Here is a 12,906-nt window from a genome sequence, read left to right as displayed (position 1 = left end):
CGGGCGTGACGCTGTTGTCCATGACGAACGACAACATCGACATCACCCCGATCGGCCTGCTCACCGGCAAGGTCGTGTTCATCACCGGTGCCAGCCGCGGCATCGGGGCGGCGGCGGCCCGGCTGTTCGCCTCCGAGGGCGCCGCCGTCGTGCTCGCCGCCCGCGGCACCGACGCGCTCGACCGGATCGTCGCCGAGATCCGCGACGGCGGAGGCGTCGCGGACGCCGTCACCCTGGACCTCTCCGATCGGGCGAGCGTCCGCGCGGCGGTCGATCGGGTCGAGCAGCTGCACGGACGGCTCGACGGTGCCTTCAACAACGGTGCGACGATCCAGCACCCCGGCCCGCTCGACACCACGAGTGACGAGGACGTCGACGAGCAGTTCGCGGTGAACTTCCGGTCGCACTGGGTCGCCATGACCGCGGAGGCCGCGCTCATGCGGCGCTCCGGCGGCGGGGCGATCGTGAACACCTCCAGCATCGGCAGCCGCCGCGCGAACCCCGCCCTGCCGGCGTACGGCGCCATGAAGCGCGCGCTCAACAGCATCACCGAGACCGCGGCGGTGAGCTGGGCCCGGGACGGCATCCGGGTCAACGGCATCACGCCCGGCGGTACCGCGACGGCGATGATCGACGCGTGGGAGGCGGCGACCCCCGGCATCCTTGATCAGGTGACCACGGCGATCCCGCTCGGCCGCATGGCCGAGCCGCGGGAGGTGGCCGAGGTGGCGGCGTGGCTGCTCAGCGACCGGGCCTCGATGGTGACGGGCGCGATCGTGCCGGTCGACGGCGGCGCCGGCGCCTGAGTTCAGTCCAGCCCGAGGGCGTCCCAGGCGGCCTGGACGGTCGCGGCGCGCAGCTCGTCGACCGGAGCGTCGGGGAACTGCATGGTGCAGTCCTGCAGGCCGCCGAGCGCCAGCACGCCGCGCGTTTCCTGCTGCAGCGTCGGGGTGGGGCCGAAGATGAGCTGGGTGAGGCGGGAGCGCCAGGACAGCACCATGTCGACCAGGCCGAGCTCGGCGAGGGTGGTCATCTCGGTGAGCAGCAGCAGGATGCCGGCGCGGTGGCGGTGGTGGAAGTCGAAGAAGCCCTCGAGCAGTTCGCGGGGCTGCACGTCCTCACGGGCCTCCATTCGCGCGATGAACTCCTCGCCGTCGTCGAGCAGCGGGGTGATGATGCTGCGGACCAGCTCCTCGCGTGAGGAGAAGTGGTAGTAGAGCGCGGGTTTGGTGATGCCGAGGCGGTCGGCGATCTCCTGCAGGCTGGTCTGCTGCACGCCCTTGCTCGCGAACAGCTCCCGCGCGGTCTGCAGGATGCGCTGCTTGGTGTCGGAGGGCTTGGCCACGGGTAAATCTTACTTAACGGTTGGTAAGTGTGGTGCTAGGCTCGCGGGCAAGCACTTACCGACCGTTAAGTAAGGGTGATTGACGTGCGTATTCTCGTTTCCGGTGCGAGCATCGCCGGGCCGGTGCTGGCCTACTGGCTCACCCGGTACGGGCACGAGGTGACGGTGGTGGAGCGGTCGCCGGTGCTGCGCAAGACCGGCGGGCACGCGGTCGACCTGTTCAAGCCGGCGATGGACATCTCCGAACGCATGGGCGTGCTGGAGCGCATCGAGTCGCTGGCGACCGGGACCGAGCGGATCACGTTTCTGCGCGAGGGAACGCGCAAGCCGATCAGTGCCGACGTGACGAAGCTGTTCGCGTTCGCGTCCGACCGGCACGTCGAGGTGATGCGCGACGACCTGAGCGAGATCTACTACGACGCCGCGCGCGAGGACGTCGAGTACCTGTTCGGCGACTCGATCACGTCCATCGGGCAGGACGGCGAAGTGACGTTCGAGTCGCGGGCGCCGCGCCGGTTCGACCTGGTCATCGGCGCCGACGGACTGCACTCGAATGTCCGGCGGCTGGTGTTCGGCGAGGTCGAGAAGACGTTCACCGGCGCGTATCTGGCGGTGTTGTCGGTGCCGCGTGAGCTGGGTGAGGCGGGGGCGATGACCGGGCACATCGGGCCGGGTCGCAGTGCTGCGGTGTACGGGGCGAAGCACATCGACGACGCGCGGGCGGTGTTCCTGTTCCGCACGGCCGAGGAGCTGGACTACCACCACCGGGACGTCGCGCGGCAGAAGCAGTTGCTGCGGGAGGCGTTCCAGGGCCTGAACCCCGAGGTGGATGGCTGGCTGGAGTACCTGGACAGCGATCGGGTGTTCTACTTCGACTCGATCACGCAGCTGCGCGAGGACAGCTGGTCGCGCGGGCGGGTCGGTCTGGTCGGTGACGCGGCCTACTGCCCGGGACCGGCGATCGGCGGCAGCACGAGCCTCGCGGTGCTGGGCGCGTACGTGCTGGCCGGCGAGCTGGCCCACACCGACGACTACCCGGCGGCGTTCGCGCGCTACGAGAACGAGATGCGCGACATCGTCCACGCGAGCCGCAAGCTCGCGCTGGGCGTGGCGACCACGCTGATCCCGTCGACGCGGGCCGGTGTGTGGGCGCTGACGCGGGGCGCGCAGCTGGTGACGTCGCTGCCGTCGTGGCTGCTGCGGCCGGTGGCCAAGCTCAACACGAAGGGCATCCGGCTGCACGACTCGATGCACGTGAAGGACTACGAGCGTCAGGGCGCCGAGGTCTCGGCGCCCTGACGGCTTTAGTTCACTGTCGCAAAACCACAGGGGTCAAAACCGCAGGGGTCAGAACTGCAGGCTCCACTTGTCGAGGAACCCGGTGTCCTGCGCGGCGTTGTCGTTCACCCGCAGCTGCCAGGTGCCGTTGGCGACCTCGCTCGAGGCGTTGACGGTGTAGGTGGTGTTGATGTTGTCCGTGCCGCCGCCGGTGCGGTTGTGCAGGACGTAGGCGGTGCCGTCCGGGGCGATCAGCTCCACCTTCAGGTCACCCTGGTAGGTGTGCTTGATGTCCACGCCGACCTTGAGGGTCGACGGGGCGTTGCCCGCCACCTCGGACACCGCGATCGGGGAGTTGATGGTGCTGTTGTCCGCGATCTGGAAGTCCGTGGTGTTCTCGAAGTACTTGCCGGTCGGCGGCGGGGTCGTGCCGCAGTACTGCCCTTCCTTGCCGATGGCCTCGTACGGGCAGTCGGCGCGGTCGAGCAGCTGCAGCACCGCCTCCTTGTTGCGGGAGGTCTGCGCCGGGATGACCTCGTCGGGCGGGTAGAAACCGCCGCCACCGGAGGAACCGGGGTACATCTCGAAGGTGTAGGCGAAGATGCCCTGCGTGCCCCACAGCCAGTCGGGGATCGACCCGTCGGTGATGTAGAGGTCGCTGGACTGCTCGGGCGTGTAACCGTTGGTGGCGGCCATGTCCTGGCCGATCTTGGCGAACGTGTCGCGCTGGTCCTGGGTCAGGCCCGGTGCGACGTCGTCGTAGGTCCAGCCCCACGGCCACAGGATGAGCTCGCTGTAGGTGTGGAAGTCGATGGACGCGGTGATCTGCTGCTTGCCACCGACGTTGCGGCCGCGCACGAAGTCGGCCACGACCTTCACCTCGGGCGCGGACTCCGCGCTCGGCCCGCGGTAGGTCTCACTGCCGGTGCTGCCCGACGAACCGCCGCAGCAGCCCCACTTGTAGCCCCAGTTGCGGTTGAGGTCGGTGCCGACGTTGCTGGAACCGGCGTTGGGCTGCCGGTTCTTGCGCCACGACCGGTAGGTGCCGGTCGCGATGTCGTACTCGCCGCCGTCGGGGTTGACGTCCGGGATGATCCAGATCTCGCGGGTGTCGACGAGGCCCTTGATCCGCGCGTCGGTCGCGTACTGCGACGTGAACTGGTTGACCAGGTACAGCGCCATCTCGACGGTGAGGTGCTCACGGGCGTGCTGGTGGTGCGTGAACAGCACCTCCGGCTCGTCCTCGTCGACGCCGACGTTGTCGCTGATCTTGAGCGCGATGATGTCGCGGTTCTCGTAGGACTTGCCGATGACCTGCTTGGAGATCAGGTTCGGGTACTGCGCGACGACCTGGTCGATCTCGGCGGTCATCTCGGCGTAGTTGTGGTAGTTCGAGTCCGCGGCGGGGAAGTCGAACGGCCCGATCTCGGAGTTCGCCTCCATCCGCTTGGGCAGCTCGGTGACCTCGAAGCCCTGGGCCTTGAGGTTGCGCACCTCGCGCTCGGTCGCGGTGATCACGACGATGCCGTGCTCCTCGACCGAGTCGATCGCGGCTCCGGACTTCGCGAGCTTGGTGCGCTGGTCAGCGGTGCGGACCCCGCTCACCTGATAGTTGGTCGACGATTCCTGAGCAGCGGGAGCGGCGCCGGTGGGCACGCCTCCCATCGCGAACACGACGCCGGCGGCGACGATGACCCCGATCAGGGGTCTGAGTTGGTTCTTTCGCATGCAGGGCAACCCTTTCGGACCACGGCAGGGACATGGCTCGGGGTAAGTGAAGTCCGTGTCAAGGCTCACTGTCATCCCGCCATCCGTATGGGGTTACCTGGTGGGATGACGCGCTACGACGCCGTGGAGGCCGCTTCGTACCGGGTAGCCCGCGAGATTTCGCTGACGGGCCTGTCGTCGTGGCGGGACGCGGTGGCGCCGTACTTCCGGCCCGGTTCCACCGTGCTGGACCTGGGCGCGGGGACGGGGTTGTTCGTGCGGGCGTTCGCGGAGTGGTTCCCGGACGTGACCGTGGTGGCGGTGGAGCCCTCAGCCGCCATGCGGTCGGCCTCAGGGCTGCCGATGCTCGCCGGCCACGCCGAGGCCATCCCGCTGCCGGACGCGTCGGTGGACGTGGTGTGGATGTCCACGGTGGTGCACCACGTGCGGGACCTGACGGCAGCCGGGGCGGAGCTGCGCCGGGTGCTGCGTCCGGGCGGAGTGGTGGTGCTGCGGTCGTTGTTCCGGGAGCGGCACTCCGGCATCGGGTTGTTCCGGTTCTTCCCGGAGGCGGCGCGGGCGTTGTCGTCGTTCCCGACGGTGGCGGAGGTGGCCGACGGACTGGGGTTCGCGGTCGACCGGCTGGAGGCTGTTCCGCAGGTGACGGCGTCGTCGTTGGCGGAGAAGGCTTCTTCCGTGCGGTGGGAGGCGGACACGTTGCTGCGCTCGCTGTCGCCCGATGAGTTCTCGGCGGGCCGGGCGCGGCTGCTGGCGGCGGCCGCTGTGGAGACCGGTCCCGTCGTCGATCACCTCGACCTGCTGGTGCTCATCACTGTCGGTGGTGTCTGAGAGGCTGACCGGTATGGCCTCAGATCCGAAAGCAGACCTGCACCGCTATCTCCGTACGGCCCGCGACACCGTCGTGTGGAAGCTCGACGGGCTCTCGGAGTACGACGTGCGGCGGCCGCTGACGCCGACGGGCACGAACCTGCTGGGCCTGGTCAAACACCTGGCGACCACCGAGCAGGAGTACTTCGGCGCGTGCATGGGCCGCGAGTTCCCCGAGAAGCTGCCGTGGATCGAGCAGATCGACACCGGCGCCGACCCGAACGCGGACATGTTCGCCACGGCCGACGAGTCCCGTGAGGACATCCTGTCGCTCTACCGCCGTGCCGCGGAGTTCGCCGACACCACGATCTCCGAGCTGCCGCTGGACGCGCCGGGTGTCGTGCCGTGGTGGCCGGAGGACCGCAAGTACGTGACGCTGCACCTGCTGCTGGTCCACATGATCGCCGAGACGAACCGGCACGCGGGGCACGTGGACATCCTGCGGGAGGGCCTGGACGGTGTGGCCGGGTTGCGCGAGGGCGTGTCGAACCTGCCCGACCAGGACTGGGCCGCTTATCGGGAGCGGGTGGAGCTGGCGGCGCGGGAGGCGGCGGACCGGGCGTGACCACGGATACCGGGACGCGATCTCGTGGCGTCCCGGCATCGTCGCGTCGCTGCGCCGGGAGATGCGCCGGGAGATGCGCCGGGACGTGGCCGAGGCACACCCCGTCGACACCAGCGCTCGGCGAGCCTGCGCAACCACGCTGGAACCGGCACCATCCCACCAAAACCGCCACACACCAACACCAACCGATCCCGGCCCACCCGAACCCCTTCAGCACCTGGGAAAGGCGGCTGACAGCCCTCGACGCCACCATCGATACTGTGATCATGGGCAAGGAATACGAGCGCATCGAGCCGCGGCTGTGGGAGTTCATCGAGAACCAGAAGGTGTTCTTCGTGGCCAGCGCTCCACTGGCCGCCGACGGTCACGTCAACCTCTCACCCAAGGGCCGCCAGGGCACGCTGCGGATCCTCGACGACCGCACGGTGGCCTACCTCGACTTCGGTGGCAGCCACGCCGAGACGATCGCGCATCTGCGGGAGAACGGCCGCATCACGTTGATGTGGTGTGCGTTCGAGGGGCCGCCGAACATCGTGCGCATCCACGGCCGGGGTGAGCCAGTGTTCCGTGATGACCCGCGGTTCACGGAGCTCGTGGCTGGTTTCGGGGAGGCCGACGGCCCGGCGTTGCGGGCGATCATCGTGGTGACGGCCGAGCTGATCTCCGACACGTGCGGGTTCGCGGTGCCGTTCATGGACTACCGCAGCGAGCGTGAGCTGCATGCGGACTACTTCGGGCGCAAGAGCGACGACGAGTTCCGCGAGTACACCGGCAAGAAGCCCTACAACATCGCGAGCATCGACGGTCTGCCCGCGGTTCCGCTGCCGTTGCCGCCTCGCTGAAGCCGGGATGTCGAGAACGTCGTGGGGGCTCCGTCCCAGGGGCACCACGACGAAGGAGGCTCCCAATGCGGCAGAACGAGATCACCGAGGTGCTGAACCGGCCACTGAGCAAGGAGTTGCTGGCGCGTGACCTGACTCGGCTGGGGTACGTGGCCAAGGACGGCACGCCGCGGTCGATCCCGATCGCGTTCACCTGGAACGGCGCGCAGGTCGTGGTGTGCACACCGAAGAACGCGCCGAAGCTGCACTCGTTGCGGGCGAATCCGGCGGTGGCGCTGACGATCGACACCGAGGTGCATCCGCCGAAGATCCTGCTGATCCGCGGCACGGCCGAGCTGGACCCGGTCGACGGCATCCCGGACGAGTTCCTGCAGATCAACGGCAGCTACGGCATGTCGGCGGAGCAGCGGGTGGAGTGGGAGCGGGAGGTCCGTTCGCTCTACGACGACGGCATGGTGCGGATCGTCATCACGCCGACGTGGGCGAAGCTGATCGACTTCGAGACCACGTTGCCGTCGGCGGTGCAGGAGCTGGCGGAGCGGCGGTCAGCTCGACAGGAAGCGGTCCAGGACGCGGACGCCGAACTCGAGGCCCGCGACGGGGACGCGTTCGTCGACCCCGTGGGCCATTGACCGGTAGTCGTAGCCGGCGGGCAGCCGCAGCGGGGAGTACCCGTAGCAGTGGATGCCGAGCTGGCTGAACGCCTTGGCGTCGGTGCCTCCGCCCAGGCAGTACGGCACGACGACCGCGGCGGGGTCCTCGTCGCGCAGCGCCTCGGTCATCGCGGCGAACCACATCGTGTCGACCGGTGCCTCGACGGGTGGCTGGTGTTCGAGGAACTCCCGTGTCACGCCTTCGCAGAGCAGAGAGTCGATGGTCGCTTCGAGCTCGTCGACGGTGCCGGGCAGGGTGCGCACGTCGAGGTGGGCGGTGGCGGTGCCGGGGATGACGTTGACCTTGTACCCGGCCTGCAGCATCGTCGGCGTGGTGGAGCAGCGGACGGTGTTCTCCACGAGTTTCGCGGCGGGTCCGAGGCGGGCGATCGTGCCGTCGACGTCGTCCAGGTCGACCTCGACGCCGAGGGCTTTGCCGGCGCCGACGAGGAACGCCTCGACCGTGGGCGTGAGGCGGATCGGGTGGTCGTGCGCGGCGATGCGGGCCAGTGACGTGACGAGCGCGGTGACGGCGTTCCGGGTGTTCTTGCGGGAGCCGTGCCCGGCGCGGCCGACGGCGGTGAGCTTCATGTGCGAGGTGCCGCGTTCGGCGGTGCCGATCGGGTAGAGGCGCACGCCGTCGACGTCGTAGGAGAACGCGCCGGACTCGCTGATCGCGGCCTCGACGCCGGCGAAGTGGGTGGCGTGGTGGTCGACGAGCCAGTGCGCGCCGTAGACGCCCTGGTCTTCTTCGTCGGCGACGAACGCCAGCACGATGTCGCGGCGCGGGCGGCGGCCTTCGAGGTGCCAGCGGTTGATCACCGCGAGGGTCATCGCGGCCATGTCCTTCATGTCGACGGCGCCGCGGCCGTGGACGAACCCGTCGCGGATCTCGCCGCCGAACGGGTCGAAGCTCCACTCGGCCGGGTCGGCGGGCACGACGTCGAGGTGGGACTGGACCAGCACGGCGGGCAGCGACGGGTCGGTGCCGTGGATGCGGGCGAGCACGTTGGTGCGGCGTGGCGCGGGTTCGAGCAGCGTGGGCGGTACGCCGTTGTCCTGCAGGATCGTGGCCACGTGCTCGGCGGCCTCGCGTTCGCCCGCGGAGTCGCCGCCGCCGCGGTTGGTCGTGTCGAAGCGGATGAGCTGCGCACACAGCTGCGCCACGTCCAGCGTCATGGAAGCCACCGTAGCCGCACGCGTCAGGTGGAATTCCCACGGCCCGGGACCGCTCAGCCGTAGATGCCCTCGATCGCCCCGGCCGCGACGTGCGTGACCACCTTGAACGCCTTCATCGCCTCGGTCATCGACACGGCGTCGAACCCGACCCGGCGCGGGCCGATCAGCTCGACGGTCGGCACCACGGCGGCGGCGTCGGCGAGGTGCGTGGCGTCGAACTCGACCTCGATGCGATGCGGCGCCACCACACCCTCGCCACGCCCCGCGGACGCCATCGCCGCGGTGGCGGCTTCTGTGATGCGTGAAAAAGCCACGGCGGGTGGCAGGCACACGGCCGCATACCGCGACACGCACTCCTTGACTGCCACCACCCCGGCCCCCGGCGCGTACGAGGCGGCGTCGGCGCACGTCAGGTCGTCACCGGTCACGAGCAGCACGGGCACCCCGTACTCGGCGGCCAGTGCGGCGTTGAGGCGTCCCTCGGAGGCGTGCACGCCGTCGAGCCACACGCCGGTGATGGAGTTCTCCAGGTAGGTGTGCGCGAGCACGCCGGGAGAGCCCGCGCCGGTGTGGTAGCCCAGGAAGACGACACCGTCCACATCGGAGTCGATGCCCTGCATCATCGACAGCGGCTTGTGCCGGCCGGTGAGCATGCGGGCCGAGGTGTGGAGGTCTTCCAGCAAGAGGTTGCGTTGCGAGGAGTGCGCTTCGTTGACGATTACCTCTTGGGCGCCCCCCGCGACCAGCCCGGTCACGCAGGCGTTGACGTCACCGGTGAACAGGCGCCGGAACCGTTGCCACTGCTCGGTGCCGGGGATGACGTCCCCAGTCCAGGTGACTCCGGTGGCGCCTTCCATGTCCGCCGAGATCATGATCCTCACAGCTGGGTAACGTAGCGGTGGGCTGCTGGGGAAGAGGGGTATTTCGTGCGGGTGAAGTTGTGCGCGTTGCTTGCAATAGCAACGACACTGGGGCTTGCAACACCTCCTGCAACGGCCAAAGGGCCGGTGATTCTCAAGGTCGCGATCGTGCAGCAGATCGACTCGATGAACCCGTTCCTCGCGGTGTTCCAGTCGAGCACCGAGGTCGGCCGGTTGATGTACGACTACCTGACCGCCTACGCGGCGGACGACCAGCGGGTGACCGAGGGCCTCGCGAACAGATGGGAGCCCTCGGCCGACAAGCTCACGTGGACGTTCACCGTTCCCGAGGGCAAGACGTGGTCCGACGGCCAGCCGATCACGGCGCACGACGTCGCGTTCACCTACAACCTGATGCTGACCAACGAGGTCGCGCGGACCGCGAACGGCAGCTTCGTCACCAACTTCTCCTCCGTCACGGCACCGGACGACAGGACCGTGGTGATCAAGACGAAGGCGCCGCAGGTCACGATGCTGGCGCTGGACATCCCGATCGTGCCCGAACACGTGTGGGAGAAGGTCACGAACATCAAGGACTACGCCAACGACCAGATGCCGGTCGTGGGCTCCGGCCCGTTCGTGCTGACCGAGCACGTGGCCGGGCAGTTCATCAAGCTCAAGGCCAACAAGAACTACTGGCGCGGCGCGCCGAAGTACGACGAGCTGCACTTCGTGTACTTCCAGAACTCCGACGCCGCGGTGCAGGCGCTGACCAAGGGCGAGGTCGACCTGGTCAACCGGATGGCACCGGCGCAGTTCGACTCGCTCAAGGACAAGGCCGGCGTCACGCGCAACAAGGCGCAGGGCCGCCGCTTCGTCGAGCTGCTGATCAACCCCGGCGCGCGGACCAGGACCGGTGAACCGATCGGCGACGGCAACCCCGCGCTGGGGGACGTGCGGGTGCGGCGGGCGATCGCGCAGGCCATCGACCTGGACGCGCTGGTGCAGCGGGTGAACCTCGGGTACGCGGAGAAAGGCGCCGGGCTGGTGCCGCCGGTGTTCGGCAAGTGGCACTGGGAGCCGGGCGAGAAGGAGCTGCGCACGTTCGACCCCGCGGCCGCGAACGCCGCCCTCGACGCCGCCGGTTATCCGCGCAAGGCCGACGGCACGCGGTTCTCGCTGCGGCTGACCGGCCGCGCGGGCCGCGCCTACGACGAGCAGGCCAGCGAGTACCTCAAGCGGCAGCTGGGCGACATCGGCATCCCGCTGGACGTGCGGCTGGTGTCGGACAACCAGCTCAACGAGGCGACCACGGTGGCGACCTACGACCTGGCGTTCTCCGGGTGGGCGACGAACGTGGACCCGGACTTCATCCTCGGGCTGCACACGTGCGCGCAGCGACCGGGCGCGGACGGCAAGGGCGGCACCACCGACGCCTACTTCTGCGACCAGGCCTACGACGAGCTCTACGCACGTCAGCTCTCGGAGTTCGACGAGGGCAAGCGGGTGGAGCTCGTGAAGCAGATGCAGGCCCGGTTCTACGACCAGGTGCCCGCCGTGGTGCTCGCCTACGAGAACGCGCTGGAAGCCTACCGCTCCGACCACTTCGCCAGGTTCACCACGCAGCCCGCGCAGGGCGGCGTGATCATGGCGCAGAACGGCATGTGGGGCTACTACGGCGCCGAACCGGCGGCACGGGCGTCGGCGTCGGGCACCACGTGGGTCGGGTTCGCCGTCGCCGGCGGGGTGATCGTCTTCATCGTGGTGGCGATCATGAGGCAGACCCGCAGGCGTCGGGCGACGGCCGGGGAGCGCGAGTAGGTGCGACTCGCCAGTCGGCTCGGTGGGGCGGCGCTCAGCCTCGTGATGGTGGCGGTGCTGGGCTTCTTCCTGTTCCGGGTGGTGCCCGGTGACCCGGTGGTCTCGATGACGCGCGGGCGGCCGACGACAGCGGCGATGCAGGCCGAACTGCGGGCGCAGTTCGGCCTGGACCGTCCGCTGCACGAGCAGTTCTGGGGCTACTTCACCTCGCTGCTGCGGGGTGACCTGGGGACGTCGTTCACGTTCCGCCGCCCGGTGTCCGACGTGATACTGGAACGCCTGGGGCCGACGTTGCTGCTGGTCGGCACGTCGACGGTGATCGCGGTCGGGCTCGGGTTGTGGCTCGGGGTGCTGGCGGCGTGGCGGCGGGACTCGGCGTTCGACAGGACCACGACGGGGGTGTCGCTGACGTTGTGGGCGGTGCCGACGTTCTGGCTCGGCATGCTGTTGATGATGGTGACAGGAGACCTGTTCCCGTCGCGGGGCATGCGCGACACCGACACCGCACCGGACTTCCTCTCGCAGGCGCTGGACGTGGGGCATCACCTGGTGCTGCCGTCGCTCACGCTGGTCGCGGTGGTGTGCGCGGAGTACCTGCTGGTGATGCGGTCGTCGTTGCTGGAGGAGATGCACGCGCCCTATCTGACGACGGCGCGGGCGAAGGGCCTGCGCGACGACCTGGTGCGCCGCCGGCACGCGGTGCCGAACGCGGTACTGCCCGCGATCACGCTGGTGTTCCTGAGGTTCGGGCTGGTGGTGGCCGGGGCGATCACGACGGAGACGGTGTTCTCCTGGCCGGGCCTGGGGTTGTTGTTCTACGACGCGCTGACCGGGCCGGACTACTTCCTGCTGCAGGGGTTGCTGGTGGTCACGGCGGGCGCGGTCGTGGTGATGAACCTGCTGGCGGAGCTGCTGTACGGGGTGCTGGATCCACGGGTGAAGGTCGTATGAGCAGGTTCAACAGGTCTGGTGTGGCGGGTGCCGCGATCCTGGCGGTCGCGGCGCTGGTCGCGGTGATCGCGCCGCTGGTGATCTCCGCGGACGAGCTGGACGTGACGCGGGTGACGGCGGCGCCGTGGCAGTCGCCGGGTGCGGAGTTCTGGCTGGGCACCGACCACACCGGGCGGTCGGTGGCGCTGCTGGTGGCACAGGGTGCGGGGACGTCGTTGTTCGTCGGGCTGACGGCGGCGGTGCTCGCGGTCGGCATCGGCACGCTCGTGGGCATCGTGAGCGGTCACTTCGGCGGTCTGGTGGCGGGCGCGTTGCTGCGGGTCACGGACTTCTTCCTGGTGCTGCCGGCGCTGGTGCTGGCGATCGCGTTGTCGACGGTGCTGCCGCGCGGGCTGGGCACCATCGTGCTGGCGATCGGGCTGACGAGCTGGCCGTCGACGGCGCGGATGGTGCGGGCGCAGACGCTGACGATCGAGGCGCGGCCGTTCGTGGAACGCGCTCGTGCCCTGGGTGGTGGGCACGTGCACGTGATCGGGCGGCACGTGTTGCCGTCGGTGGTGCCTCTGGTGCTGGTCAACGCGACGCTGGCGGTGGCGACGGCGATCGTGGCGGAGTCGACGCTCGCGTTTCTCGGGCTGGGTGATCCGACGCGGATCTCGTGGGGCGCGATGCTGCACCAGGCGCAGCTGCACGGGGCGGTGCCGCAGCGGGCGTGGTGGTTCCTGCTGCCGCCCGGTGTCGCGATCGTGGTGGTGGTGCTGGCGTTCACGCTCGTCGGGCGCGCCCTGGAAGCCGTTGTGACGCCGAAGAGGTGACA

At 69.2% G+C, this 12,906-nt stretch carries 13 protein-coding genes; 9 read left to right on the top strand and 4 right to left on the bottom strand.

From position 1 onward, the window contains the following. Positions 1-20: 20 nt before the first annotated feature. Complete coding sequence (locus JOD27_RS30875) at positions 21-806, top strand: SDR family NAD(P)-dependent oxidoreductase (RefSeq protein WP_204765811.1); 786 nt, start codon at positions 21-23, stop codon at positions 804-806. Positions 807-808: 2 nt separating this feature from the next. Here the strand turns inward: JOD27_RS30875 and JOD27_RS30870 are convergent, their stop codons facing one another. Continuing rightward, complete coding sequence (locus JOD27_RS30870; RefSeq protein ID WP_204765810.1) at positions 809-1,345, bottom strand: TetR/AcrR family transcriptional regulator; 537 nt, start codon at positions 1,343-1,345, stop codon at positions 809-811. Between the two features lie 84 nt (positions 1,346-1,429). Between JOD27_RS30870 and JOD27_RS30865 the strand changes: the two genes are divergently transcribed. Continuing rightward, on the top strand, positions 1,430-2,644 hold the full coding sequence (locus tag JOD27_RS30865) for an FAD-dependent monooxygenase (protein ID WP_204765809.1): 1,215 nt from the start codon (positions 1,430-1,432) through the stop codon (positions 2,642-2,644). A gap of 48 nt (positions 2,645-2,692) precedes the next feature. On the opposite strand, the gene JOD27_RS30860 is transcribed toward JOD27_RS30865, so the two are convergent. Continuing rightward, on the bottom strand, positions 2,693-4,351 hold the full coding sequence (locus JOD27_RS30860; RefSeq protein ID WP_239569635.1) for a M14 family metallopeptidase: 1,659 nt from the start codon (positions 4,349-4,351) through the stop codon (positions 2,693-2,695). A gap of 105 nt (positions 4,352-4,456) precedes the next feature. Between JOD27_RS30860 and JOD27_RS30855 the strand changes: the two genes are divergently transcribed. The 4 genes from JOD27_RS30855 (at position 4,457) to JOD27_RS30840 (ending at position 7,257) form a co-directional block, all read left to right on the top strand. Beyond that, positions 4,457-5,179 carry a class I SAM-dependent methyltransferase gene (locus JOD27_RS30855; protein ID WP_204765808.1) on the top strand — a complete coding sequence of 241 codons (723 nt, stop codon included), beginning with the start codon at positions 4,457-4,459 and terminating at the stop codon, positions 5,177-5,179. A gap of 13 nt (positions 5,180-5,192) precedes the next feature. Then, positions 5,193-5,783: a DinB family protein gene (locus JOD27_RS30850; RefSeq protein WP_204765807.1), complete on the top strand. Its 591-nt coding sequence runs from the start codon at positions 5,193-5,195 to the stop codon at positions 5,781-5,783. Between the two features lie 266 nt (positions 5,784-6,049). Then, positions 6,050-6,625, top strand: a complete 576-nt coding sequence (locus JOD27_RS30845) for a pyridoxamine 5'-phosphate oxidase family protein (protein ID WP_204765806.1) — start codon at positions 6,050-6,052, stop codon at positions 6,623-6,625. A 65-nt stretch (positions 6,626-6,690) separates the two neighbouring features. Continuing rightward, on the top strand, positions 6,691-7,257 hold the full coding sequence (locus JOD27_RS30840) for a pyridoxamine 5'-phosphate oxidase family protein (RefSeq protein WP_204765805.1): 567 nt from the start codon (positions 6,691-6,693) through the stop codon (positions 7,255-7,257). Here the strand turns inward: JOD27_RS30840 and JOD27_RS30835 are convergent. Together JOD27_RS30835 and JOD27_RS30830 are read right to left on the bottom strand one after the other, a co-directional pair. After that, a complete protein-coding gene (locus tag JOD27_RS30835) occupies positions 7,171-8,457 on the bottom strand; it encodes a M20/M25/M40 family metallo-hydrolase (protein ID WP_204765804.1) in 1,287 nt (428 codons plus the stop codon). The genes JOD27_RS30840 and JOD27_RS30835 overlap by 87 nt on opposite strands. Before the next feature lie 53 nt (positions 8,458-8,510). Further along, positions 8,511-9,338 (bottom strand): M55 family metallopeptidase, encoded by an 828-nt coding sequence (locus JOD27_RS30830; protein ID WP_204765803.1) that lies wholly within the window; start codon positions 9,336-9,338, stop codon positions 8,511-8,513. Between the two features lie 126 nt (positions 9,339-9,464). Between JOD27_RS30830 and JOD27_RS30825 the strand changes: the two genes are divergently transcribed. From JOD27_RS30825 to JOD27_RS30815, 3 genes are read left to right on the top strand one after another with little or no spacing between them, the layout of a single operon-like run. Then, on the top strand, positions 9,465-11,138 hold the full coding sequence (locus JOD27_RS30825) for an ABC transporter substrate-binding protein (protein WP_307830422.1): 1,674 nt from the start codon (positions 9,465-9,467) through the stop codon (positions 11,136-11,138). After that, entirely contained in the window at positions 11,139-12,089 is a 951-nt protein-coding gene (locus JOD27_RS30820; protein WP_307830421.1) for an ABC transporter permease, read from the top strand. Then, positions 12,086-12,904, top strand: a complete 819-nt coding sequence (locus tag JOD27_RS30815) for an ABC transporter permease (protein ID WP_204765802.1) — start codon at positions 12,086-12,088, stop codon at positions 12,902-12,904. The genes JOD27_RS30820 and JOD27_RS30815 overlap by 4 nt, the downstream gene beginning before the upstream one ends. Positions 12,905-12,906: the final 2 nt, after the last annotated feature.

The organism is Lentzea nigeriaca (assembly GCF_016907955.1).
GTDB lineage: Bacteria > Actinomycetota > Actinomycetes > Mycobacteriales > Pseudonocardiaceae > Lentzea > Lentzea nigeriaca.
Note: the sequence above shows the minus strand (reverse complement) of the source record. Positions and strands in the feature narration are given on the sequence as shown.